The following is a 23,225-nucleotide window of genomic DNA, read 5'->3' on the forward strand; positions in this document are numbered from 1 at the left end:
CCCTTGGCGTCGACGACGGCGGGCTCGTGGCATCGGAGCCCACTCGTGGCGCCTTCGACCGGGCTTCCTCAGACCCCGACCTTCGCCGCCAGATCCCGTCGGGCCCGGGCCGCGGCGCCGACCGGTACGGCGTCGGCCCCCAGGGCGGCCCTGACCAGCCGGACCGGGTGGCCGCTGACCGGCGGGTCGGCGGCCAGCGACGCCAGGATGAGGGGTTCCAGCAGGGGCCAGGCACGGCTGACCCCGCCGCCGACCACCACCGTGGTGATGTCCACGACGCCGGCCGTCATCACGATCGCCCGGGCGATCCCGGCACCGGCGGCCCGGTACACCGCGAGGGCGTCCTGGTCACCGTGGTCGGCGGCCCGCGCGACCTCGCGGGCGGTCAGCCGGCGGCCGGTGCGGTCCGCGTAACGGGCGCCGATGGAACGGCCGGAGGCCAGGGTCTCCAGATGGCCCCGGCCGCCGCACGAGCAGAGCAGATCACCGAAGCCGGGGATGTGCCCGATCTCGCCGGCCGCGCCGTGCGGCCCGGCGAACAGCGCGCCGCCGGTCCACAGCGCGCCGCCGACCCCGGTGCCCAGGGTCATCCCGAGGACATCCGACTCGCCGCGCACGGCGCCGCCGGACACCTCCCCGTAGAGGAAGGCGTTGACGTCGTTGTCCAGGAAGACCGGGACACCCAGCGCCTCCTCGACGGCGTCCGTCACCGCGAAGCCGGCCCAGCCGGTGAAGGAGTCGCTGGCCACCAGGATGCGGCCGGTGACGGAGTCCACCAGGCCGGCTGCGCCGACCCCGCTGCCGACGAGGCGGCCGGGGGTGCGCTCCAGCAGCGGGGCCAGCGCGCCCAGGGCCGCGCCGATCATGGCCTGGCCGCCGTCGGCTGCCGGGGTCGCCACCTCGGCGCGGTCCAGCACGGCCAGGTCCTCGTCGCAGAGCACCACCTGGGTGGTGGTGCCGCCGATGTCCACTCCGGCGAAGAGCGTACGGTCATGGGTGCTCACCCCTGGGCCTCCGTCCGGCCGGCCGCAAGGGTGGCCAGGCGTTCGGCTCTGCGGCCGCGCTGGATCACCGGGTCGGGCACCGGCACGGCGGCCAGCAGTCGGCGGGTGTAGTCGGTCTCCGGGTGCAGCAGGGTCGCGCCGGTGGCGCCCTGCTCCTCGACCCGGCCGGCCCGCATCACCACGACGCGCTGGGCGAAGTGCTGTACGACGGCCAGGTCGTGGGAGACGAAGAGACAGGCGAAGCCCAGCTCGTCCTGGAGGTCGGAGATCACTTCGAGCACCGCCTCCTGCACGCTCACGTCGAGCGCGCTGGTGGGCTCGTCGGCGACCAGCAGCCGGGGCTCCAGGACCAGGGCGCGGGCCAGGCTGACCCGCTGGCGCTGACCGCCGGACAGCTCCCGGGGGGCGCGCCGGGCGAGTTCACGCGGCAGCCGGACCCGGTCGAGGACGGCGGCGACCTTGCTCTGGCGGTCCTTGGCGGAGAGCTCGCGGCGGTGCACCCTGAGCGGCTCGGCGATGCACTCGCCGACTGTCATCCGGGCGTCCAGCGAGGCCACCGGGTCCTGGAGGACCACGCCGATACCGGCCCGCAGCGCCCGGCGGGCCCGGGACCGGGTGCCGGCCAGGTCGGTGCCGAACAGCGAGACGGTGCCGGAAGTCGGCGGGATCAGACCGAGCGCGACCCGGGACGCGGTGGACTTGCCGGAGCCCGACTCGCCCACCAGGCCCAGGGTCTCCCCGGCGTGGACGGCGAGCGAGACCCCGTCCAGAGCCCGCACGGCGCCCTTGCCACGGCCGAACACCACGGAGATGTCGCGGAGTTCGACCACTGGCTCGGTGTCCGGACGGGTGGCTGCGGCCGCCGCCGGCCGGCCCGCCTCGGCGACCGACAGCCGGGGCACCGCGGCCAGCAGCCGCTTGGTGTAGTCGTGGGACGGGCGGAGCAGCACGTCCTCGACCGGTCCGGTCTCCACGATCTCGCCGTGGTACATCACGGCGACCCGGTCGGCGAAGTCCGCGACCACGCCCATGTTGTGGGTGACCAGCAGGACGCCGGTGCCGGTCTCGACGGCGAGCCGGCGCAGCAGGTCGAGGATCTCGGCCTGCACCGTGACGTCCAGCGCGGTGGTCGGCTCGTCGGCGATCAGCAGGGCGGGCTCGTTGGCGATGGCCATGGCGATGACCACCCGCTGGCGCTGTCCGCCGGAGAGCTGGAAGGGGTAGGCAGTGGCCCGCCTCTCCGGCTCGGGGATGCCGACCTTGCGGAGGAGTTCGACGGCCTCGGCGGCGGCGTCCTTGGCGGACACCTCGCGGTGGTTGCGGATCACCTCGGCGATCTGCTTGCCGATCCGGGTCAGCGGGTCCAGCGCGGTCGCCGGCTCCTGGAACACCATGGAGACGGTCCGGCCGCGCAGCGCCGCCAGGTCGGCCTCATGGGCACCGACCACCTGGGTGCCGGCGATGGTGGCGCGGCCGGTGGCACGGGCGTTGCCGGCCAGCAGGCCCATCGCGGCCAGCGCGATGGTGGACTTGCCGGAGCCCGACTCGCCGACCAGGGCGAGCGTCTCGCCGGGTCTGACGTGCAGGGAGACGCCCCGCACGGCCGGCACCTCGCCGGTCTCGGTGGTGAAGATGACGCCGAGGTCGTCGAGTTCGAGAATCGGCCCGGCCGGCGGGGCGGCGGAGCGCTGGGTGGCGGTCATCCGCGTCCCCTCACGTCGAATGCGTCGCGGAGTCCGTCCCCGATCGCGTTGAACGCCCAGACCACCAGGATGATGGCCAGGCCCGGCGGCAGGATGAGCCACCAGTAGCCGGAGTAGGCGGCGGTGAGACCGGCCGAGAGCATGCCGCCCCAGTCGGTGGCCGGCGGCTGGACGCCCAGGCCCAGGTAGGAGACGTAGGCGACCAGCAGGATGGCGTCGGCGATCTGGAAGGTGGTCGCGACGATGACGGTCGAGACCGAGTTCGGCAGGATGTGCCGGGTGATCGCCCGGGAATGCGTCCCGCCGATGGCCCGCAGGGTCAGCACGTAGTCGCGGTTCTTCAGGGTCAGCGTCTCGGCCCTGATCAGCCGGGACGGCACCAGCCAGGAGACGAAGCCCAGGATGACGATCAGCCCGGTCAGGCCCGGGGTGGTGATGGCCGAGACCACCAGCAGGATGAAGAGCGCCGGGATGGCGATCCCCGCGTCCACGATCCGCATCATGACCGCGTCGATCCAGCCGCCCGCATAGCCGGCGGCGGCGCCCCACAGGGTGCCGATCACGGTGGCCAGGATGCCCGCCGCGAGGCCGACGATCAGCGACACCTTGCCGCCGTACATCAGCCGGCCCAGCTCGTCGTGGCCGACCGCGTCGGTGCCGAGCCAGTGCGAACCGCTGGGGGCGAGGTTGACCTGCTGGAGCATCGTGTGGGTCTGGTCGGTGGAGTACACCAGCGGACCGACGAAGCAGAACAGGAAGAAGAAGACCACGACGCCGAGCCCGACCACGGCGAGCCGGTTGCGCAGAAAGCGCCGGACGGCGAGCCGGGAGCCGGAGACCGCACCGGCGGCGGTGGCCGTGCCGGGCGCCTGACCCGACTGGATGACGGCGCTCATGCCCGGCCTGCCTTCACTCGGGGGTCGATGATCCGCTGGACGATGTCGGCGAGCAGCGTGCCGACCACTGTGGCGATCGCGATGACCAGCACACAGCCCAGCAGCACCGGGTAGTCGGAGGACTGCGCGGCGGTCCAGAAGAGCAGGCCCATGCCGGGGTAGTTGAAGAGCTGTTCGACCACCAGGGCGCCGCCGAACAGCACCGGCACGTAGTAGCCGAGCATGGCGATCACCGGCGTCAGCGAGTTGCGGAACACATGCCGCCACAGGATGGAGCGGGAGCGGGAGCCACCGGCCCGCGCCGTCCTGACGTAGTCCTCGGAGAGGTTCTCCAGGGTGGCCGCCCGCATGTAGCGGCTGAACACCGCGATCATCGAGGCGGCACCGGCGATGACCGGCAGCACCAGCGCCTGCGGGTCGGAGAGCACCTGGGCGAGCGTGTCCCCCTGCGGGGCCTGGGACGGGAACCACGGCAGCACCTGACTGAACACCAGCACCAGGATCAGCCCGAGGAAGTACACGGGTGTGGAGTAGGCGATGAAGCTCAGCGTGGTGATGACGTAGTCGACGGGCTTGTTGCGCCGGACGGCCTGCCACATGCCCAGCGGGATGGCCAGCACGAGGCCGACGATCGCCGACAGGGCGGTGAGGACCAGGGTCTTGGCCAGCCGCTCGGTGATGAGCTGGGAGACCGGCTCATTGAGGGTGTACGAGGTTCCGAGGTCGCCGTGCAGCAGCTGGTTCAGGTAGTAGAAGTACTGCACGGGGAGTGGCTTGTCGAGGCCCTGCTCGTGGTTGAAGGACGTGATCTGCTGCGCCGTGGCCTGCGGGCCGAGGATCCCGCGAGCGGGACCCCCGGGCAGGGCGTGCAGCAGACCGAAGACCACGATCGTCACGATGACGATCACCACGACGGCTTGGAGGACCCGTCTGATCAGGTACGAGGAAGTGCTCATGTGTTTTCCGGTCGCTTCGGCTCAGTGGTACGCACGGTCACCGGCTCGGCTCACTTGGTGGTCCACTTCCACATGGCGGGGTGGAAGTTGGCGAGCGAGTCCTGGGCGAAGCCGCTCAGGCCGTTCTTGACCACGGAGACCTGGTAGTCCGGCTCCGGCAGCCAGATGACCGGGAGGTCCTTGGCCAGGGCGGCGCTGTACTTCTGCACCGCCTCGTTGGAGGAGGAGGTGGTGGTCTGGGTGATCAGCTTGTCCACGGCGGAGTTGGAGTAGCTGCCGAAGTTGGAGCCGCCGCCGGTGGCGAAGAGGGAGTCACCGCTCGGGTAGGCCGGGAAGTACCAGCTGCCCGCGGTGCCGAAGAACGACAGCTGCCACTTGCAGCCGGCCTGGTCGGCCGTGCACTGGCCGGCCTGCGAGAGGACCGAGTTGACCGGGGCGGTCTTGATGGTGAAGTCGATGCCGGTCTTGGCGAACGACGACTGCAGGGCGCTCATCATGTTGTCGGTCACGGTCGAACCGGACTGCGAGAGCACCTGCATCTGGAACTTGGTGCCCTTGTCCACGCCGGCGCCGCACTGGCTGCCGCCGGTGCCCGGGCTGGTGCACACCATGGTGCCGTTCTGCTCGGTCCAGCCGTGGCTGGTCAGCAGCTTCTTCGCCTTGGCGGTGGAGAACGGGTACGGGTTGTTCTTCTGCTCCGACGAGACGAAGGACGAGCTCTGGCCCTGCGGGATGGGGCCGTAGGTGGGGACCGCGGTGCCGTTGAAGACGACCTTGGAGAGGGTGGTCTGGTCCACCGACATCTGGATCGCCTGGCGGGCGTAGAGCTGCTTGAAGACCGCGCCCATGGTGGGGTTGTTGAAGTTGTAGGGCATGTAGGTGATGGCCCAGCCGGACCACGGCTTCACCGCGTAGCCCTTGGAAGCGAAGGACGACTCCTGGCTGAGGTCGGTGGCGTTGATGTAGCCGTAGTCGACCGTGCCTGCCCGGAGCGCGTTCTTCTCGGCGTCCGTGGTGGTGAACGGCAGCAGGTTCACGTTCTTGATGTTGGCCTTGCCGCCGCCGTCGTACTTGGCGTTGGCGGTCAGCTCGACCTTGCCGGCCGTGGAGAACGACTTGATGGTGTACGGGCCGCTGACCGTCTTCCAGAGCGGGTCGGTGGCGTAGCCGGAGATCTTCTTGGCAGCGCCGTTCAGGTACGTCCAGACCTTCTTGGCGCCCGCGGTGGTGCGGTCGAGGTCCGACACGGCGCCCGAGTCACTGGTCTTGTCCCAGACGTGCTGCGGCATCGGGCGGATCATGCTCAACTCGTTGGCGAGCATCCACTGCTGGTTGTACGTCTGGTCGAAAGAGATGGTGAAGTGCGTGTCGTCGACGATCTTCAGCGAGGTCCAGTTGTCAGGCGCCTTGCCCGGGCTGTAGCTGGCCCAGTCGGCCTTGTTGGCCTTGACCAGGTTGAACCAGAACTCCACGTCCCGGGAGGTGATCGGCTTGCCGTCGCTCCAGTGCCGGTCGCCGAGCGTGATCGTGACGCTCTTGCTGTCCTTGGCGAAGTCGGCGGCGGTGGCCAGCGAGTTGTCCTTGTTCCAGCCGACCTCGCCGGTGGAGCCGTCGTACGCGATCAGCGGCTCCCAGACGGACTGGGATATGGAGGAGTTGTTGGTGTTCAGGTGCGCGGCGGTGCCGACCGGGAGGATCCAGTTCGGCGTGAAGTTCGCCGGCAGCGCGTAGTTGATGGTGTCCGACGAGCCGGATGCGGACGACGAGGTGTCGCCGCCGGAACAGCCGGTCAGCAGAGCGCCCGCGGTGACAGCGGCGCCCGCGACGAGGGCCCAGCGGCGGCTGTTCGCCGTGTGAGCAAGGAACATGACTCTCCTCAGAGTGAAAGGACCCGTATCTGTCCCGGGACCGGCACTGCGTTCACGACAGCTAACGACGGACGCGCCGAAGAAACAAACAAGAATTAGTAAAAAGTAAGTTACTGCGCCTCCGAAAAAAGCCTACCCACTCCGATCGCTCCTCTACATTGGGTGCATTTGGGTGGATTGAAAGGGTTTCAGGGATGGCTCTCTTCCTTCGCGAAGCTGTTCCCCTGCGCCAAGCGCGGGCGTATTGTCTTCGCCACACACACCGTTGCGGAAGTTACTTCGTACATGACTGAAATAAGTGCATGGGACCGCAGGGCCACGAAAGGCGCCCCAGCCCTCGCCGCGCGGGTCCTGGAACTCGTCGCATCGGGCCAGGCCTCGTCACGCGCCGAACTCGCCGGACTGCTGGGGGCCGCCGCCTCCACCATCTCGCTCACCGTGGCCCATCTGGTGGAGCGCGGGCTGATCGCCGAGGAGGGCACCCAGTCCTCCACCGGCGGGCGCCCCCGCAAAGCGCTGAGACTGGGAAGCAACGACGAGTTCGCCGTCGCCGCCGACCTCGGCGGCCGGCACGCCCGGATCGGTGTGGTGCTGCCCGGCGGCGGTCTGACCGATGTCTCGACCGTCCCCTTCGTGATCGCCGACGGCCCCGAGGCGGCCCTGCCCCGGCTCGCCGAGACCCTGGAGGCGCTGGCCGAGCAGCGCGGCCGCGGCCGGCTGCGCGGGGTCGGGCTCTCGCTGCCCGGGCCGGTGGACGTCGCGTCGGGCTCGGTCGTCCTGCCGTCCCGGATGCCGGGCTGGAACCGTTTCCCGGTCACCGCCTGGCTCGAGGAACGCTTCGGCGTCCCGGCCGCCGTGGACAACGACGCCAACTGCATGGCGGTCGGCGAGCACACCGTGCGGCCCGCAGGGCACCGGCAGACGATCATGGTGAAGATCGGCTCCGCGATCGGCGCCGGCGTCATCGCCGACGGACGTCTCTACCGAGGTGCCACCGGCGCGGCCGGTGACATCACCCACATCCGGATCGACGGCGGCGCCGACATCCCCTGTTCCTGCGGCAACACCGGCTGCCTGGAAACCGTGGCGTCCGGCGCCGCCCTGGTCCGCATCCTGCGCGAGCGCGGGGCCGACGTCAGCAGCACCGAGGACGTGGCCCGGCTGGCCATCGACGCCGACCCGGAGGCCACCCGCGCGGTCCGCAGGGCCGGCGACCACCTCGGCCAAGTGCTCGCCGCCAACGTCAACTTCTTCAACCCGGACGCCGTCTATCTCGGCGGCATCCTCTCCACCCTGGAGCCGTTCGTCGCCGCCGTGCGCAGCCAGCTTTACGAGAGCTGCCACCCGCTGGTCACCGAACACCTCACCATCGAGCGGGCCAGCCTGGGCGCCGACGCCGGACTGGTCGGCGCCGGGCAGTTCGCCCTGCAGCGCGCCCTGGCCCTCGCCCTGGGCGAGGTCGGCGGCACCGACCAATTCCGCGCCCCGGCGCCCCGCCACGCCTGACACCCCACCCCCTACGAGGAGCCATGCCGCAATCCCGTACCGCCGCAGCCCGCCCGGTCATCGCCATCGCCGGACTCGGCATCGAGTCGTCCACGTTCTCTCCCGCCCGCACCCAGGCCCCCGCCTTCCACCCCTCGCGCGGCGCCGAGGTTCTTGACCGCTACCCCTTCCTGACGCCCGGTGAGGAACTGCGCGAGGCGGCCGACTGGCACGGCGCCCTGGTCGGCAAGTCGCTGCCGGGCGGCACCGTCACCGCCGCCGCCTGGGCCGAGCTGACCGACGAGCTGATCGAGCGGCTCGCCGCGCTGCCCGAGCCGGACGGCCTCTGGTACGACATCCACGGCGCCATGACCGTGGAGGGCATCGACGACGCCGAGGCGGTGCTGCTGGAGCGCATCCGCGCCACCGTCGGCCCCGACGTGATCATCTCCACCTCGATGGACCTGCACGGCAACGTCTCCCGCGAACTCGCCCACGGCAGCGACCTGATCACCTGCTACCGGATGGCCCCGCACGAGGACCACATGGAGACCAAGGAGCGGGCCGTCCGCAACCTGGTGGACCTGCTGGTCTCCGGCGCGCCCCGCCCGGTCAAGGCCTGGGTGCCGGTGCCGGTGCTGCTGGCCGGCGAGCAGACCTCCACCCGGATCGAGCCGGCCAGGAGCGTGTACGCGGCCGTGGACGAGGTCGAGGCCATGGACGGTGTGATCGACGCCGCGATATGGGTCGGCTACGCCTGGGCCGACGAACCGCGCAACCGCGCCGTGGTGGTGGTTACCGGCACCGACCGGGCCGCCGTGTCGGCCGGTTCCGAGCGCCTGGCCCAGGGCTTCTGGAAGGCCCGCGACGACTTCGACTTCGTCGCCCCGACCGGCACCTTCGACGGCATCCTGGACGAGGCCCTGGCCTCCGACCGGCGCCCGTACTTCATCAGCGACACCGGGGACAACCCGACCGCGGGCGGCGCCGGCGACGTGACCTGGGGTCTGACCCGGCTGCTGACCCGCCCGGAGTTCCAGAAGGACGACGGCCCGACCGCCATCTACGCCTCGGTGCCCGGACCGGCTGCCGTCGAGACGGCCGTCGCCGCCGGTGTCGGCGCCACCGTCACGGTCACCGCCGGTGCCGAGGTGGACGACCGGCACGCGGGCCCCGTCACCCTGACCGGTGTGGTGCACGCCATCCGGCACGGCGACCGCGACGCCGAGACCGAGGTCGTCATCCGGGTCGGCAGCGTGTACGCGATCCTCACCAAGCTGCGCAAGCCCTACCACCACGAGCACGACTTCACCGACCTGCGCCTCGACCCGCGCGGCGCCGACATCGTGATCGTGAAGATCGGCTACCTGGAGCCCGAGCTCTTCGACATGTCGGTCGGCTGGAAGATGGCGCTCACCCCCGGCGGTGTGGACCAGGACCTGGTACGCCTGGGCCACCACCGCATCCGCCGCCCGATGTTCCCCTTCGACCGCGAGATGGCCGACCCGGACTTGTCGGCCCGCATCATCCCCGCCTCCGACCAGCCGCTGACCGGGGACGACGAGTGACCGCACGCCCCGCCCTGGAGATCGCCGTCACCTCACCGGCCGGCGCCCGCGTCGCCCGGGAGAACGGTGCCGACCGCGTCGAGCTCTGCGCCGCCCTGGAGCTGGGCGGCCTGACCCCGTCGGCAGCCCTGGTGGAGGCGGTCGCCGGGGCGGGGCTGCCGGTGCAGGTGCTGGTCAGGTGCCGGCCCGGCGACTTCGTCCATGACGCGGAGGAGATCGCGCTGATGGCCGCCGAGGTGCGGTCCGTCATCGCCTCCGGCGCCTCCGGTGTGGTGATCGGCGCGCTGACCGCCGATGGTGCCCTGGACACCGTGGCGGTCGGCCGGCTCGCCGAAGCGGCCCGCGCCTCGGGCCGTCCGGTGGACATCACCCTGCACCGCGCCATCGACCAGTCCGCCGACCCGGTGGCCACCGCCGCATTGCTGCCCTCGCTCGGCCTCACCCGGGTCCTCACCTCGGGCGGCGCCCCCACCGCGGCCGAGGGGCTGGAGACGATCGCCGCGATGGCCGCCTCCGCCCCCGGGGTGCAGGTGATGGCCGGCGGAGGGGTGCGCCCCGCCGACATCCCGGCCCTGACCTCCGCCGGAGCCGCCGCCGTCCACCTCTCCGCCAAGACCAGGGCGCTGCCCCGGCGTGGCGGCGGCTGGGTACCGCTCGGCGCCGGGGGTGCGTCGGCCGAGCAGGACACCCACTTCGTCACGGATCCCGACGTGGTGGCCGAGGCACGGCGGGCGGTGGGGACGGAGGGCTGGTGTCCTGCGCCGGGAGCGCCGGGTTCGGGGCCCACGGCCTGAGCGACCAGCGGATCGCGGAGCTTCGGCGGGGGCGCGGGAGCGGGAAGCGGACCCGGGGCCGCCGCTCGCAGCGGATCGCGGCGACTGCGCAGACGAATGATCCCGGCCGCCCCGCGCCCCTTCTGCGACGATGCCGAGTGAAGTGAGGGGAGGGCGGCCACGAAAGGATCGGGATCGTTATGTGTGGAATCGTCGGGTACGTCGGTGGGCAGTCCGCGCTTGATGTTGTCGTCGCAGGGCTGAAGCGCCTCGAATACCGCGGGTACGACTCCGCGGGTGTCGCCGTTCTCGCGGACGGCGGGCTGGCCTCCATGAAGAAGGCCGGCAAGCTCGTCAATCTGGAGAAGGCGCTGGTCGAACAGCCTCTTCCGGCCGGGACCACCGCGATCGGGCACACCCGGTGGGCCACCCACGGCGGACCCACCGATGCCAACGCCCACCCGCACCTCGACAACGCGGGCCGCGTCGCCGTCGTGCACAACGGAATCATCGAGAACTTCGCCGGGCTGCGCGCCGAACTCGCCGAGCGCGGGCATGATCTGGCGTCCGAGACCGACACCGAGGTCGTCGCCCATCTGCTCGCCGAGGCGTACTCGTCGACCGGTGACCCGGCAGAGGCGATGCGACAGGTCTGCCGGCAGCTCGAAGGGGCGTTCACCCTGGTCGCCGTGCATGCCGACGAGCCGGATGTGGTGGTGGGAGCCCGGCGGAACTCACCGCTCGTGGTCGGAGTGGGGGACGGGGAGGCGTTCCTGGCCTCCGATGTGGCCGCGTTCATCGCGCACACCCGGTCGGCGATCGAGCTGGGGCAGGATCAGGTCGTCGAGCTGCGGCGGGAGTCCGTCACGGTCACCGACTTCGACGGACAGCCCGCCGAGGTCCGTAAGTACCACGTGGACTGGGACGCCTCCGCCGCCGAGAAGGGCGGCTACGACTACTTCATGCTCAAGGAGATCGCCGAGCAGCCGAAGGCCGTGGCCGACACGCTCCTCGGGCGGATCGACCGCTCGGGCTCGCTCCACCTCGACGAGGTGCGCATCGCGCCGAGCGTGCTCCGGGAGGTCGACAAGGTCGTCGTCGTGGCCTGCGGGACCGCCTACCACGCCGGGATGATCGCCAAGTACGCCATCGAGCACTGGACCAGGCTGCCCTGCGAGACGGAGCTCGCCAGCGAGTTCCGGTACCGCGACCCGATCCTCGACCAGCGCACCCTCGTCATCGCGATCTCCCAGTCCGGCGAGACGATGGACACGCTGATGGCGCTTCGGCACGCCCGCGAGCAGGGGGCGAAGGTCCTCGCCATCTGCAATACGAACGGGTCGACCATTCCGCGTGAGTCCGACGCGGTGCTGTACACGCACGCCGGTCCGGAGGTCGCCGTCGCCTCGACCAAGGCGTTCCTGACACAGCTCGTCGCCTGCTACCTCGTCGCCCTGTATCTCGGCCAGACCCGCGGTACGAAGTGGGGCGACGAGATCCGGACCGTCGTCCGGCAGCTCTCCGAGGTCCCCGGGCAGGTCGAACGGGTCCTGGAGACCATGGAGCCGGTGCGCGCGCTGGCCCGTTCGCTCGCGCACAAGAACACCGTCCTCTTCCTGGGGCGCCACGTCGGTTACCCGGTCGCCCTCGAAGGCGCGTTGAAGCTCAAGGAACTCGCCTACATGCACGCCGAGGGCTTCGCCGCCGGCGAGCTCAAGCACGGGCCGATCGCGCTGATCGAGCACGATCTGCCAGTCGTCGTGGTCGTGCCGTCGCCGCGCGGGCGTTCGGTGCTCCACGAAAAGATCGTGTCGAACATCCAGGAGATCCGGGCCCGCGGCGCCCGCACCATCGTCATCGCCGAGGAGGGCGACGAGGCGGTCGTTCCGTACGCCGATCATCTGATCTGGATCCCCGCTGCGCCTACGCTGCTTCAGCCGCTGGTGGCGACCGTGCCCTTGCAGGTCTTCGCCTGCGAACTGGCCACCGCCCGCGGCAACGAGGTGGACCAGCCGCGCAATCTGGCGAAGTCCGTGACAGTCGAGTGAGTCGAAGAATGAGTGAGTGAGCGCGTGATCATCGGGGTCGGGATCGATGTGGCGGAGATCGAACGGTTCGGCGCGGCGCTGGAGCGTACGCCGCATCTGGCTCAGCGGCTCTTCCTGGAGCGGGAGTTGCTGCTGCCCAGCGGTGAGCGGCGCGGTATCGCCTCGCTGGCCGCCAGGTTCGCCGCCAAGGAAGCCGTCGCGAAGGCGCTCGGTGCGCCGGGCGGGCTGCTGTGGACGGACGCCGAGGTGTACGTCGAGGACAGCGGCCGGCCCCGGCTGCGGGTCCGCGGCAGTGTCGCCGCCTGCGCCGCCGAGCGGGGCGTACGGCACTGGCATGTCTCGCTGAGCCATGATGCGGGGGTGGCGTCGGCCGTGGTGATCGCGGAAGGTTGACCGTATGCGAACCGCGTACAGCGTGAAGACCGTACGGGCCGCCGAGCGTGCCCTGATGGCACGGTTGCCGGAGGGGGCCCTGATGCAGCGGGCCGCCGCGGGACTCGCCGTGGCCTGCGGCGATCTGCTGCGGCGCAATGGCCGCGTGTACGGGTCCCGGGTCGTCCTGCTCGTCGGCAGCGGCGACAACGGCGGTGACGCGCTGTACGCGGGCGCCCGGCTGGCCCGGCGCGGCGCGGGCGTCCGCGCGCTGCTGACCTCGCCGGGCCGCGCCCACGAGGGCGGGGTCGCGGCGCTCCGCGCGGCGGGCGGGCTGGCCCAGGACGCGGCGCAGGTGGGCACGGACCGGATCGGCCGTGTTGATCTGGTGGTCGACGGCATCACCGGCATCGGCGGGCGCGGCGGGCTGCGCCCGGACGCGGCCGCGCTGGTGCGCGCCTACGAGGCGACCGGGGCGCCGATTCTCGCCGTCGACCTGCCCAGCGGTGTCGAGGCGGACACCGGGGAGGTACTCGGCGACGCCGTGCGGGCCGATGCGACGGTCACCTTCGGTGCGTACAAGCCGGGGCTGCTCATCGACCCGGCTGCCGACCTGGCGGGCGCGCTGCACCTCGTCGACATCGGGCTCGGCGACGAGCTGCCCGGCGTACCCGATCTGGAGGCGCTGCAGTACGCCGATGTCGCCGCGCTGCTGCCGCTTCCAGGCAGCGAGAGCGACAAGTACCGGCGTGGTGTCGTCGGCATTGTTGCCGGGTCCGCGCGGTATCCGGGAGCGGCGGTGCTCGCCGTCGGCGGGGCGCTGCGGGGCGGTGCGGGCGCGGTGCGGTACGTCGGCCCGGGCGCCGGTGCCGTGATCGCCCGGCACCCGGAGACCCTGGTCCACGCGGGCCCGCCGTCGAAGGCGGGGCGGGTGCAGGCGTGGGTCGTCGGACCCGGGCTCGGGGACGGTACGGACGCCGTCTCGGCGGTCGCCGACGTGCTGGACGCCGAGGTTCCGGTGCTTGTCGACGCGGACGGGCTGCGGCTGCTCGACGTCGCCGTCGTGCGGTCGCGCACCGCGCCGACGGTGCTCACCCCGCACGCCGGGGAGGCCGCCGCGCTGCTCGGCGTCCCGCGCGAGGAGGTCGAGGAGGAGCGGCTCGCCGCCGTCCGGGAGCTCGCCGTCCGCTACCGCTCCACCGTGCTGCTCAAGGGGTCGACGACCCTGGTCGCCGACGGCACCGGTCGCGCTCCCGTCCGGGTCAACCCGACCGGCACACCCTGGCTGGCCACGGCGGGCAGCGGCGACGTCCTCTCCGGGCTGACCGGTTCCCTGCTGGCCGCGGGTCTCGACCCGCGCGACGCCGCCTCCGCCGGTGCCTATCTGCACGGCCTCGCCGCCCGCCGCGCCTCGGACGGCGGCCCGGTCTCCGCCCAGGACGTCGCGGACGCGGTCCCCGCGGCGTGGCGTGACGTGCGGGCCTGAGAGATCCTGGGCACTAGTGCCGTGACTGGCAAAGCTTGCCGGGAGGGGCACCAGACACGGAACCGCGGAGGAGAGCCGGTGAGGAGTGGTCGACAGTGGGCAGCGACTCCGTACGCGTACGCCGGGTGTACGACCCGCAGGAGGACGGTGACGGGACCCGCGTCCTCGTCGACCGGCTCTGGCCCCGCGGCGTCGCCAAGGACCGGGCACGGATCGACCGGTGGCTGAAGGACCTCACTCCGTCGAACGAACTCCGCTCCTGGTACCACGAGGACCGCAGCGGCACCCGGTACGACGACTTCGTGGACCGCTACCGCGCCGAACTCGCCGACCCCTCCCACACGGCGGCGGTGCGGGAGCTGGTCGAGCTGGTCCGCGGGGGCGGCCCGGTGACCCTCGTCACGGCGGTGAAGGACATCCCGCACAGCCATGTCCCGGTCCTCGTCGACCACGTGGAACATGAGCTGCGCCATCGGTGACATCAGCGGCCTTTCGACCGCTGCCGCCACCGATGACGCACCCCGGGCCGCGCCTGCGGATCGGACCGCACCCCGCGAGCCCGGCATGATCCGAAAGAAAGGCCCTGACCGCACCCGGCACCTGAGGGTCCTGGCGTACGCCTCTGAGAGACTGGGCGCGATGAACGAGACAGCGTCCTTGAGAGCCCGAGCCGAGATCGACCTCGCCGCACTGCGCGCCAACGTGCGTGTTCTGCGCGCCCGGGCGGCCGGCGCGCAACTCATGGCCGTCGTCAAATCCGATGCGTACGGGCACGGGGCGGTGCCCTGCGCCAGGGCAGCGCTCGAAGCCGGGGCGACCTGGCTCGGCACCGCGACCCCGCACGAGGCGCTCGCCCTGCGCGCCGCCGGGCTCGGCGGCCGGGTGATGTGCTGGCTGTGGACACCGGGCGGCCCCTGGCGCGAGGCGATCGAGGCCGACATCGATGTGTCGGTCAGCGGCATGTGGGCGCTGCGCGAGGTGGTCGCCGCGGCCCGGGAGGCCGGACGGCCGGCCCGCATCCAGCTCAAGGCCGACACCGGACTGGGGCGCAACGGCTGCCAGCCCGCCGACTGGCCCGAACTGGTCTGTGCCGCCCGCACCGCCGAGGGCGAGGGCACGGTGAAGGTCACCGGCCTCTGGTCGCACTTCGCCTGTGCCGACGAGCCCGGCCATCCGTCGATCGTCGCCCAGCTGGCGGTGTACCGCGACATGGTCGCGCACGCGGAGAAGGCGGGCGTCGAACCCGAGGTGCGGCACATGGCCAATTCCCCGGCGACGCTGACGATCCCCGAGTCGCACTTCGACCTCGTGCGGACCGGCATCGCCATGTACGGCATCTCGCCCAGCCCGGAGCTGGGCACCCCGGCCGATTTCGGGCTGCGCCCCGTGATGACGCTCGCCGCGTCGGTCGCCCTGGTCAAGCAGGTGCCGGCCGGGCACGGCATCAGCTACGGGCACCACTACACGACGTCCGCCGAGACGACACTCGGCCTGATCCCGCTCGGCTACGCGGACGGCATTCCGCGCCACGCCTCCGGGCGCGGCCCGGTCCTGGTCGGCGGCGCCCGGCGGCGGGTCGCGGGCCGGGTGGCCATGGACCAGTTCGTCGTCGATCTCGGCGGGGACACCGTCGAGGTGGGCAGCGACGCGGTGCTCTTCGGCCCGGGGGACCGGGGCGAGCCGAGCGCCGAGGACTGGGCGGAGGCGGCCGGCACGATCGCGTACGAGATCGTCACCCGCATCGGCGGCCGCGTGCCGCGCGTCTATCTGAACGAGATCCCGACCGGTTCTCTCTGATCCGCTCTGTCCTGCACGTCCTGACCTGACCTGACGGACAACGACCGACGAGGAGCACGGCACGGTGAGCGAGATCAGCGCGGGGGACGCGATGGCGTCGGCCGCTTCGGCGGTCGGCTGGCGCCGGGCGGGCATCGCCGGAGCCGCCATAGGCGTGATCGCCGCCGGTGCGGCGGCCGGTGTCGCGGTCGAGCGGATGACCGTCGGCCGGGGCATGCGCAGGCGGGCCAGGCTGGCGCTGGACGCCTCGGGGCCGTACGGCTCGCTGCGCGGCATGCCCGGCCGGGCCGCCGCCGACGACGGCACCGAGCTGTACTACGAGACCGACGAGGTCGAACCCGACGGCGGTACGGGCGCGGGCGCCGGCCCGGGTGCGGGCACCGGGCCCGCCGGTACCGGACCGCGCAGACGCCGGCTCTTCGGCCGCAAGGTCCCCGGGCCCGTCACCGTCGTCTTCAGCCACGGCTACTGCCTCAGTCAGGACTCCTGGCACTTCCAGCGGGCGGCGCTGCGCGGCCTGGTGCGTACCGTGCACTGGGACCAGCGCAGCCACGGCCGGTCCGAGCGCGGCCGGGGCCAGGCGCAGGGCGTGACGGTCGGGATCGACCAGCTCGGCCGCGATCTGAAGGCGGTCATCGACGCGGCGGCCCCCGAGGGGCGGCTGGTACTGGTCGGGCACTCGATGGGCGGCATGACGATCATGGCGCTCGCCGAGCAGTACCCGCAGCTGATCCGGGACCGGGTCGCCGCCGTCGCCTTCGTCGGTACGTCGAGCGGGAAGCTCGGCGAGGTCAGCTTCGGGCTGCCGGTCGCGGGTGTGAACGCCGTGCGGCGGGTGCTGCCCGGCGTGCTGAAGGCGCTCGGCTCGCAGGCGGAGCTGGTGGAGCGGGGGCGGCGGGCGACCGCCGATCTCTTCGCCGGACTCATCAAGCGGTACTCGTTCGGTTCGCGGGACGTGGACCCGGCGGTCGAGCGGTTCGCCGAGCGGCTCATCGAGTCCACACCGATCGACGTGGTCGCGGAGTTCTACCCGGCCTTCACCGAGCACGACAAGAGCACGGCGCTGCCCGCGTTCCGGGACGTGCCGGTGCTGATCCTGGCGGGCGACAAGGACCTGGTGACGCCCAGTTCGCACAGCGAGGCGATCGCCGACCACCTGCCGGACGCGGAGCTTGTCATCGTGCCGGACGGCGGGCATCTGGTGATGCTGGAGCACCCGGAGACGGTGACCGACCGGCTGGCGGACCTGCTGGTACGGATCGGAGCCGTACCGGCAGCGGCTAACGTTGGCGGGCATGGAAGCACCGCACAACAGCCCGGCAGCTGAAACCGCGCACACCCCGGCGGCCATGACCACACAGGCCCAGGTCATCGCCCGTCTCGATGTCACGTCCGCCGAACAGATGCAGGCGCTGGGCCGCCGTCTCGCCGGTCTGCTGCGCCCCGGCGACCTCGTGATGCTCAGCGGCGAGCTCGGTGCCGGGAAGACGACACTGACCCGGGGGCTCGGCGAGGGTCTCGGGGTGCGCGGCGCCGTCACCTCTCCCACCTTTGTGATCGCCCGTGTCCACCCGTCCCTGAGCGGTGGTCCGGCGCTCGTCCATGTCGACGCGTACCGGCTGGGCGGCCTCGACGAGATGGAGGACCTGGACCTCGATGTGTCGCTGCCGGAGTCGGTGGTGGTCGTGGAGTGGGGTGACGGCAAGGTCGAGGAGCTCTCGGACGACCGGCTGCAGGTGCTGATCCACCGCGCGGTCGGCGACACGGACGACGAACGGCGCTCGGTCACGCTGGTCGGGATCGGGGAGCGCTGGTCAGGACTGGGGGCGGCGCTGGAGGCCGGCCGCTGAGAGCACCGACACGTTTCCGACAGGCTGTCGGCATATTGTTGCGCGGGGCGGGCCGGGCGTGGTCACATGGATGCCGAGAGCTGGTTAGGCCTGCCTAACCACGCCTTCCACCGGAGCCCAGGAGGCATCCATGCCGACGCCCGAGCGTGAAGCGGAGCCGCAGCCGCAAGTGACGTCCGCGGTGTCGATGAAGGATCTGCTGGCGGCCTGCGCCGCGGCGACCGCGGTCTCGACGCCGCCGTCGGAGGAACGGCAGGAGAACCAGGAGCGGCACGAGCCCCGGGAGCAGCAGGGGTCCCAGGGGTGCGACGGGGAGCGCGACGCCGCCTGAGGTCTTCCATGTGGACGGGGGGCCGGATCGGGGGGCGGTTCGCCGCGGAGCGGCAGGTGCCGCCGTGGTGCGTGCGGCCGCAAGGCGGCGGAAGAAGCCCACGCGAAGGGCGTCCCCCATGCCTTGAAGACACCTTGAACGCCATGGGGGAGCCGGCGACCGACGACATCGCCGCAGCTGTGCGTGCCGAAACCGCCATGATCCGAACGAGAGGCCCCGGGCCGCACGTCCCCGGTGGCGTTACGGGACGACGACCACCTTGGCGCCGACCGTCGCGAACGCCCACATGGCGTCCCCGTCCGCGCGCTTCATCCGTACCCCGCCGGTCTTCAGCTTCGGGTCCGGGCTCTCCATGGAGCCGTCCTGTGCCGCGCTGAACCCCACGGGCACATCCCCGTCGGCCATTGCGAACCGCACCACGTGCTCGATCAGCACGCCGTCCGAACCCTTGATCGAGCCCGAGCGCGAACCCACCTTGTAGACCCCGGGCCGGGGGCTCAGGGCACTCGGCATGACGGCGAAGGTCCGGGTCACCTTCCCCTGCGCGTTGATCAGCCACACGCGCCGGTCGCCCAGCGCGTACACCACCCGCGCCCCGGTCCCGGTCCCGGATTCGGTGGGAAGCGCGGCCGGACGCTCTTTGTCCTTCGGTTTTTCGTGGCTGACGGCGGGGGCGCTGCTGGACGCCTTGGCCCGGGGGACGGCGACGGAGTCGGGGGCGTTCGCCGATGCCTGGTAGGCCAGGAAACCGATCGCGACGACTGCCGCCGCGGTGAGCCCGGCCACGATTCCCGAGCTGCCCCTTGCCACCGTGCGTGCCCCTTTCGCCGACGTCCGTATGTCGTACAAGCGTTTACGTCGTACCCGCGTCTACCCGGTGACGGTAGCAGCAGGGGCCGGTGGGAACGGGATGCCGTACGGGGCGCCATGGAGCCGTCGGCGGAGCCGTAGGCTGTTTGCGTGCTCTTGCTCGCCGTGGATACCGCCACCCCCGCCGTCACCGTCGCCCTGCACGACGGGAACTCCGTCGTCGCCGAGTCGGGCCAGGTCGACGCCCGAAGGCACGGGGAGCTGCTGCTGCCCGCCGTCGACCGGGTCCTCGCCGAGGCCGGGGTGAAACTCGACGCCGTGACCGGTGTGGTCGTGGGCGTCGGCCCCGGCCCGTACACCGGTCTGCGGGTCGGTCTTGTGACGGCCGCGACGTTCGGCTCGGCGCTCTCCGTGCCGGTCCACGGGCTGTGCACGCTGGACGGTCTCGCGTACGCCGCCGGGCAGGGCGGACTGGAGGGCCCGTTCGCCGTGGCGACGGACGCCCGCCGCAAGGAGGTCTACTGGGCGCGGTACGAGGATCCCCGTACCCGCGTCGGCGAACCCGCCGTCGACCGGCCCGCCGACATCGCCGAGCAGCTCGCCGGACTCCCGGTGGTCGGGGCGGGCGCGGCGCTCTACCCCGACGCGTTCCCGGACGCCCGGGGTCCCGAGCACGTCAGCGCCGGGGCGCTCGCGGCGCTGGCCGCCGAGCGGCTCGCCGCCGGAGCGGAGCTGCTGCCGCCGCAGCCGCTGTATCTGCGCCGGCCCGACGCCCAGGTCCCGAAGAACTACAAGGTGGTCACCCCGAAGTGACGAGCCCGACTGCCGTGCTGCGTGAGATGCGCTGGTGGGACATCGACCCGGTGCTGCGGCTCGAACACGAGCTGTTCCCGGAGGACGCCTGGTCGGCCGGCATGTTCTGGTCCGAGCTGGCGCACGCCCGCGGGCCGCAGGCCACCCGCCGCTATGTCGTCGCCGAGGCCCCGGACACCGGACGCATCGTCGGGTACGCGGGACTCGCCGCCGCCGGAGACCTCGCGGACGTCCAGACGATCGGCGTCGCCCGCGACCACTGGGGCGGCGGGCTGGGCTCCGAACTCCTCACCGATCTGCTGAAGCACGCCACGGCCTTCGAGTGCGCGGAGGTGCTCCTCGAAGTCCGGGTCGACAACACGCGTGCGCAGAAGCTGTACGAACGCTTCGGCTTCGAACCGATCGGCTTCCGCCGCGGCTACTACCAGCCGGGCAACATCGACGCACTCGTCATGCGTCTCCACGTACAAGAACCCGCACCAGAGCACGTACAGGAAACTGGGACTGACTGATGGCTGACGAACCGCTCGTACTCGGTATCGAGACCTCCTGCGACGAGACCGGCGTCGGCATCGTCCGCGGTACGACGCTGCTCGCGGACGCCGTCGCGTCCAGCGTCGACACCCACGCCCGCTTCGGCGGCGTCGTCCCGGAGATCGCCTCCCGCGCGCACCTGGAGTCGATGGTCCCCACCATCGAACGCGCCCTGAAGGAAGCGGGCATCAGCGCCCGCGACCTCGACGGCATCGCCGTCACCGCCGGTCCCGGGCTGGCGGGCGCGCTGCTCGTCGGCGTCTCGGCGGCGAAGGCGTACGCGTACGCGCTGAACAAGCCGCTGTACGGGGTGAACCACCTCGCCTCGCACATCTGCGTCGACCAGCTGGAGCACGGCCCGCTGCCCGAGCCGACGATGGCGCTGCTGGTCAGCGGCGGCCACTCCTCGCTGCTGCTCGCGCCGGACATCACCAACGACGTACGGCCGCTGGGCGCGACCATCGACGACGCGGCGGGCGAGGCGTTCGACAAGATCGCCCGGGTGCTGAACCTCGGCTTCCCCGGCGGCCCGGTCATCGACCGGCTGGCGAAGGAGGGCGATCCGAAGGCGATCGCGTTCCCGCGCGGACTGAGCGGCTCGCGCGACCCCGCGTACGACTTCTCCTTCTCCGGTCTGAAGACGTCCGTCGCCCGCTGGATCGAGGCGAAGCGGGCCGCGGGCGAGGAGGTGCCGGTACGGGACGTGGCGGCGTCCTTCCAGGAGGCCGTCGTCGACGTGCTCACCCGGAAGGCCGTCCGGGCCTGCAAGGACGAGGGCGTCGACCACCTGATGATCGGCGGCGGCGTCGCGGCCAACTCGCGGCTGCGGGCGCTCGCCGAGGAGCGCTGCGAGCGGGCCGGCATCCGGCTGCGGGTGCCGCGACCCGGACTGTGCACGGACAACGGGGCGATGGTCGCGGCCCTGGGCGCCGAGATGGTGGCGCGCAACCGTCCCGCGTCCGATCTGGAACTGTCGGCGGACTCGTCGCTGCCGGTGACGGACACGCATGTGCCGGGCAGCGCGCACGACCACGACCATGTGCACGAGATCAGCAAGGACAATCTCTACTCATGACCGTCGCCCTCATGTGGGAGGCCCGGGCCGTGGACGGCCGGGGCGCCGAACTGCTGGAGTGGGCCCGGGCGCGCACCGGTGAGCTGGCGGACGAGCCGCTGCGGTACGAGCTGCTGCGCGCCCCGCAGGACCGGGTGCTCGTCATCACCTGGTGGGAGGCGGCATACGGCGCCGAGCTGCCCGAGCTGCCCGAACCCGCAGCCGAGTTGATCACCCGGGCGGTGCACCGATGGCGGTTCGAGGTGGCCGGCGGCTCCACCGGCGGAACATGAGAAAACTCAAGGGATCCTGAGATTTTCCGAAGGAAAACCGAACAACGGTTCCCGTCGTCATGATTCGGACTTGCGTTCCTCGACGTGACCGGAGAGAAGAGACGCCCCCGCCCGCCCAGGGCGGCCGCCGCGGTGATCGGCTGCGTGCTGGTGCACGGTCACCATGCCTGTCGTCACCGCCCCGTCCGACCCCAACCGGGTGGTGGCGCAGGAACCGGCCGCGAGCAAACTGTGGGCGTCCCTGCGGTAGTCCGGAAAGGTCTCCCGGAAATTTCTTCAACTTCTTCGGGAGAGTGTGTCGATTGCGGCGTCCCCCGTTCGACGCGAGGGTGACAGGCAGGGAAAGCCCCCGCCCCCCCCGCACCGAGGAGTCACCATGCCGCGCTTCCTGTCGATGGTCCGCATCGATGAGCAGAACCTCCCCTCCGAGACCCCCGACCCCGACTTCGAGGCGCGCATGGGTGCACTGTTCGAGGAGATCAGCAAGGCCGGGGTCATGCTGGAGACCGCCGGGCTCACCCCCACCTCGCAGGGGACCCGGGTCACCTGGAAGGACGGCAAGCTGAGCTACACCGACGGGCCCTTCACCGACTGGTCTACCTTGCACAGCCAACGCCCGTACGGACAGCCGAGGAGCAGGCCATGCAGAAAATCAAGACCTTCCTGTGGTTCGACAGCCAGGCCGAGGAGGCCGCGAACTTCTACGTCTCCGTCTTCGGCGGCGACTCGAAGGTGCTCGGCATGTCGCACTACACCGAGTCGTCGCCCGGTGAGCCGGGCACCGTCATGACCGTCGACTTCCGGCTGGCCGACCAGGAGTACGTGGCACTCAACGGCGGTCCGCAGTTCCCCTTCACCGAGGCGATCTCGCTCGCAGTCGACTGCGAGACGCAGGCGGAGGTCGACGAGCTGTGGGACAGGCTCACCGACGGCGGCGAGGAGAGCCAGTGCGGCTGGCTCAAGGACAAGTACGGGCTGTCCTGGCAGATCGTCCCGCGCGGGCTGTCCGAGGCGCTCTCCCACCCTGACCCGGCCAAGGCGGACCGGGCCATGAAGGCCATGCTCGGCATGAAGAAGCTCGACATCGAGGCGCTGCGCAACGCCTGACGGTGTCCGTGCAGCCCGGCCGGCGGCTCCCGGCCGATGCGGACCGGGCCCGGTGGGCCGGGTGCGCGACACGTGCCTCAGGGTCGCCCCGGTGGCCACCAACTGGCGGGCCATGGGCGGGAATCGGCCAACCGGCCGATCGGGCTGTACGCCACTGAGGTGGCCCGGGTCGCGCGGGCGCATCGGCCGGTCCGGCAGCCTCGTTGACCGCGTGACCGGGGCGCATCGGGCGCCCGTCGCGAGAGGAGCCATCATGTCCGACCAGTACGACTACAGCCCCGAGTCGGGGGCGGGCGGCGACCGCGCCGACGACTCCGAGTACGACAGCGCGGACGCCGGGTTCGACGGGTACAGCGAGTACCCGGACGGCCGGTCGGACAGCTGAAACCGGACGGAACGGGCGGGATCCCCGTCGCCACCGGCCCCGCCCGTCCCGTACCCCGTTCCGGCCCCTCATTGGACCAGCGCCGTCGCGAT

At 71.7% G+C, this 23,225-nt stretch carries 23 protein-coding genes and 1 pseudogene; 18 read left to right on the forward strand and 6 right to left on the reverse strand.

Features of this window, described 5'->3' with window-relative positions; all coding sequences use genetic code 11:
• Positions 1-68: 68 nt before the first annotated feature.
• From ACGFSA_RS04635 to ACGFSA_RS04655, 5 genes are read right to left on the reverse strand one after another with little or no spacing between them, the layout of a single operon-like run.
• Positions 69-1,004: an ROK family protein gene (locus ACGFSA_RS04635; protein ID WP_393299578.1), complete on the reverse strand. Its 936-nt coding sequence runs from the start codon at positions 1,002-1,004 to the stop codon at positions 69-71.
• On the reverse strand, positions 1,001-2,707 hold the full coding sequence (locus ACGFSA_RS04640; RefSeq protein WP_393299581.1) for a dipeptide ABC transporter ATP-binding protein: 1,707 nt from the start codon (positions 2,705-2,707) through the stop codon (positions 1,001-1,003). Before ACGFSA_RS04640 ends, ACGFSA_RS04635 begins: the two co-directional genes overlap by 4 nt.
• Entirely contained in the window at positions 2,704-3,603 is a 900-nt protein-coding gene (locus ACGFSA_RS04645) for an ABC transporter permease (protein ID WP_393299584.1), read from the reverse strand. The genes ACGFSA_RS04640 and ACGFSA_RS04645 overlap by 4 nt, the downstream gene beginning before the upstream one ends.
• Positions 3,600-4,559 (reverse strand): ABC transporter permease, encoded by a 960-nt coding sequence (locus ACGFSA_RS04650; protein WP_393299586.1) that lies wholly within the window; start codon positions 4,557-4,559, stop codon positions 3,600-3,602. The genes ACGFSA_RS04645 and ACGFSA_RS04650 overlap by 4 nt, the downstream gene beginning before the upstream one ends.
• 50 nt (positions 4,560-4,609) lie before the next feature.
• A complete protein-coding gene (locus tag ACGFSA_RS04655) occupies positions 4,610-6,427 on the reverse strand; it encodes a peptide ABC transporter substrate-binding protein (protein ID WP_393299589.1) in 1,818 nt (605 codons plus the stop codon).
• 285 nt (positions 6,428-6,712) lie between these two features.
• Between ACGFSA_RS04655 and ACGFSA_RS04660 the strand changes: the two genes are divergently transcribed.
• The 11 genes from ACGFSA_RS04660 to ACGFSA_RS04710 all read left to right on the forward strand — a co-directional run bounded on the left by ACGFSA_RS04660 (position 6,713) and on the right by ACGFSA_RS04710 (position 18,137).
• Positions 6,713-7,933: an ROK family protein gene (locus ACGFSA_RS04660; protein ID WP_393299592.1), complete on the forward strand. Its 1,221-nt coding sequence runs from the start codon at positions 6,713-6,715 to the stop codon at positions 7,931-7,933.
• Between the two features lie 23 nt (positions 7,934-7,956).
• Positions 7,957-9,480, forward strand: a complete 1,524-nt coding sequence (locus ACGFSA_RS04665) for a M81 family metallopeptidase (RefSeq protein ID WP_393299595.1) — start codon at positions 7,957-7,959, stop codon at positions 9,478-9,480.
• A complete protein-coding gene (locus ACGFSA_RS04670; RefSeq protein WP_393299597.1) occupies positions 9,477-10,274 on the forward strand; it encodes a copper homeostasis protein CutC in 798 nt (265 codons plus the stop codon). The genes ACGFSA_RS04665 and ACGFSA_RS04670 overlap by 4 nt, the downstream gene beginning before the upstream one ends.
• Before the next feature lie 179 nt (positions 10,275-10,453).
• A complete protein-coding gene (gene glmS / locus ACGFSA_RS04675) occupies positions 10,454-12,301 on the forward strand; it encodes a glutamine--fructose-6-phosphate transaminase (isomerizing) (protein WP_393299600.1) in 1,848 nt (615 codons plus the stop codon).
• A 24-nt stretch (positions 12,302-12,325) separates the two neighbouring features.
• The gene (locus ACGFSA_RS04680) at positions 12,326-12,694 is read left to right on the forward strand and encodes a holo-ACP synthase (RefSeq protein WP_266990539.1); all 369 of its coding nucleotides are present in this window, start codon (positions 12,326-12,328) and stop codon (positions 12,692-12,694) included.
• Between the two features lie 4 nt (positions 12,695-12,698).
• The gene (locus ACGFSA_RS04685) at positions 12,699-14,159 is read left to right on the forward strand and encodes an NAD(P)H-hydrate dehydratase (RefSeq protein WP_393299603.1); all 1,461 of its coding nucleotides are present in this window, start codon (positions 12,699-12,701) and stop codon (positions 14,157-14,159) included.
• 95 nt (positions 14,160-14,254) lie between these two features.
• Positions 14,255-14,638 carry a DUF488 domain-containing protein gene (locus ACGFSA_RS04690; RefSeq protein WP_393299606.1) on the forward strand — a complete coding sequence of 128 codons (384 nt, stop codon included), beginning with the start codon at positions 14,255-14,257 and terminating at the stop codon, positions 14,636-14,638.
• Between the two features lie 160 nt (positions 14,639-14,798).
• Positions 14,799-15,956, forward strand: coding sequence for an alanine racemase (gene alr / locus ACGFSA_RS04695; protein WP_393299609.1), 1,158 nt, complete (start codon positions 14,799-14,801; stop codon positions 15,954-15,956).
• 64 nt (positions 15,957-16,020) lie between these two features.
• The gene (locus ACGFSA_RS04700) at positions 16,021-17,283 is read left to right on the forward strand and encodes an alpha/beta fold hydrolase (RefSeq protein WP_393299612.1); all 1,263 of its coding nucleotides are present in this window, start codon (positions 16,021-16,023) and stop codon (positions 17,281-17,283) included.
• Positions 17,252-17,806, forward strand: coding sequence for a tRNA (adenosine(37)-N6)-threonylcarbamoyltransferase complex ATPase subunit type 1 TsaE (gene tsaE / locus ACGFSA_RS04705; RefSeq protein WP_393299615.1), 555 nt, complete (start codon positions 17,252-17,254; stop codon positions 17,804-17,806). The genes ACGFSA_RS04700 and tsaE overlap by 32 nt, the downstream gene beginning before the upstream one ends.
• A 130-nt stretch (positions 17,807-17,936) precedes the next feature.
• On the forward strand, positions 17,937-18,137 hold the full coding sequence (locus ACGFSA_RS04710) for a hypothetical protein (RefSeq protein WP_393299618.1): 201 nt from the start codon (positions 17,937-17,939) through the stop codon (positions 18,135-18,137).
• A 240-nt stretch (positions 18,138-18,377) separates the two neighbouring features.
• Here ACGFSA_RS04710 and ACGFSA_RS04715 read toward each other — a convergent pair whose 3' ends face one another.
• Positions 18,378-18,947, reverse strand: a complete 570-nt coding sequence (locus tag ACGFSA_RS04715) for a hypothetical protein (protein ID WP_393299621.1) — start codon at positions 18,945-18,947, stop codon at positions 18,378-18,380.
• Between the two features lie 150 nt (positions 18,948-19,097).
• Between ACGFSA_RS04715 and tsaB the strand changes: the two genes are divergently transcribed.
• The 7 genes and pseudogenes from tsaB (at position 19,098) to ACGFSA_RS04750 (ending at position 23,133) form a co-directional block, all read left to right on the forward strand.
• Positions 19,098-19,760 carry a tRNA (adenosine(37)-N6)-threonylcarbamoyltransferase complex dimerization subunit type 1 TsaB gene (tsaB, locus tag ACGFSA_RS04720; RefSeq protein ID WP_384043665.1) on the forward strand — a complete coding sequence of 221 codons (663 nt, stop codon included), beginning with the start codon at positions 19,098-19,100 and terminating at the stop codon, positions 19,758-19,760.
• A complete protein-coding gene (gene rimI / locus ACGFSA_RS04725; protein ID WP_393299624.1) occupies positions 19,757-20,272 on the forward strand; it encodes a ribosomal protein S18-alanine N-acetyltransferase in 516 nt (171 codons plus the stop codon). Before tsaB ends, rimI begins: the two co-directional genes overlap by 4 nt.
• Positions 20,272-21,369 (forward strand): tRNA (adenosine(37)-N6)-threonylcarbamoyltransferase complex transferase subunit TsaD, encoded by a 1,098-nt coding sequence (gene tsaD, locus ACGFSA_RS04730; RefSeq protein WP_393299627.1) that lies wholly within the window; start codon positions 20,272-20,274, stop codon positions 21,367-21,369. Before rimI ends, tsaD begins: the two co-directional genes overlap by 1 nt.
• Entirely contained in the window at positions 21,366-21,641 is a 276-nt protein-coding gene (locus tag ACGFSA_RS04735; RefSeq protein WP_366694805.1) for a hypothetical protein, read from the forward strand. The genes tsaD and ACGFSA_RS04735 overlap by 4 nt, the downstream gene beginning before the upstream one ends.
• A gap of 376 nt (positions 21,642-22,017) precedes the next feature.
• Positions 22,018-22,233, forward strand: a pseudogene (locus tag ACGFSA_RS04740) (YciI family protein); the annotation flags it as partial.
• 50 nt (positions 22,234-22,283) lie between these two features.
• Positions 22,284-22,748: a VOC family protein gene (locus ACGFSA_RS04745; RefSeq protein WP_393299630.1), complete on the forward strand. Its 465-nt coding sequence runs from the start codon at positions 22,284-22,286 to the stop codon at positions 22,746-22,748.
• 253 nt (positions 22,749-23,001) lie between these two features.
• Positions 23,002-23,133 (forward strand): hypothetical protein, encoded by a 132-nt coding sequence (locus tag ACGFSA_RS04750; protein ID WP_393299633.1) that lies wholly within the window; start codon positions 23,002-23,004, stop codon positions 23,131-23,133.
• Positions 23,134-23,225 lie beyond the last annotated feature (92 nt).

Source organism: Streptomyces sp. NPDC048496 (assembly GCF_043200055.1).
Taxonomy (GTDB): Bacteria; Actinomycetota; Actinomycetes; order Streptomycetales; family Streptomycetaceae; genus Streptomyces.

Excerpts from the sequence above, each read along its gene's own strand:
- ACGFSA_RS04640 (WP_393299581.1), bottom strand. The coding sequence starts at position 2,707 with ATGACCGCCACCCAGCGCTCCGCCGCCCCGCCGGCCGGGCCGATTCTC.
- ACGFSA_RS04645 (WP_393299584.1), bottom strand. The coding sequence starts at position 3,603 with ATGAGCGCCGTCATCCAGTCGGGTCAGGCGCCCGGCACGGCCACCGCC.
- ACGFSA_RS04650 (WP_393299586.1), bottom strand. The coding sequence starts at position 4,559 with ATGAGCACTTCCTCGTACCTGATCAGACGGGTCCTCCAAGCCGTCGTG.
- ACGFSA_RS04655 (WP_393299589.1), bottom strand. The coding sequence starts at position 6,427 with ATGTTCCTTGCTCACACGGCGAACAGCCGCCGCTGGGCCCTCGTCGCG.
- ACGFSA_RS04660 (WP_393299592.1), top strand. The coding sequence starts at position 6,713 with ATGACTGAAATAAGTGCATGGGACCGCAGGGCCACGAAAGGCGCCCCA.
- ACGFSA_RS04665 (WP_393299595.1), top strand. The coding sequence starts at position 7,957 with ATGCCGCAATCCCGTACCGCCGCAGCCCGCCCGGTCATCGCCATCGCC.
- glmS (WP_393299600.1), top strand. The coding sequence starts at position 10,454 with ATGTGTGGAATCGTCGGGTACGTCGGTGGGCAGTCCGCGCTTGATGTT.
- ACGFSA_RS04685 (WP_393299603.1), top strand. The coding sequence starts at position 12,699 with ATGCGAACCGCGTACAGCGTGAAGACCGTACGGGCCGCCGAGCGTGCC.
- alr (WP_393299609.1), top strand. The coding sequence starts at position 14,799 with ATGAACGAGACAGCGTCCTTGAGAGCCCGAGCCGAGATCGACCTCGCC.
- tsaE (WP_393299615.1), top strand. The coding sequence starts at position 17,252 with ATGGAAGCACCGCACAACAGCCCGGCAGCTGAAACCGCGCACACCCCG.
- ACGFSA_RS04710 (WP_393299618.1), top strand. The coding sequence starts at position 17,937 with ATGCCGACGCCCGAGCGTGAAGCGGAGCCGCAGCCGCAAGTGACGTCC.
- tsaD (WP_393299627.1), top strand. The coding sequence starts at position 20,272 with ATGGCTGACGAACCGCTCGTACTCGGTATCGAGACCTCCTGCGACGAG.
- ACGFSA_RS04735 (WP_366694805.1), top strand. The coding sequence starts at position 21,366 with ATGACCGTCGCCCTCATGTGGGAGGCCCGGGCCGTGGACGGCCGGGGC.
- ACGFSA_RS04745 (WP_393299630.1), top strand. The coding sequence starts at position 22,284 with ATGCAGAAAATCAAGACCTTCCTGTGGTTCGACAGCCAGGCCGAGGAG.
- ACGFSA_RS04750 (WP_393299633.1), top strand. The coding sequence starts at position 23,002 with ATGTCCGACCAGTACGACTACAGCCCCGAGTCGGGGGCGGGCGGCGAC.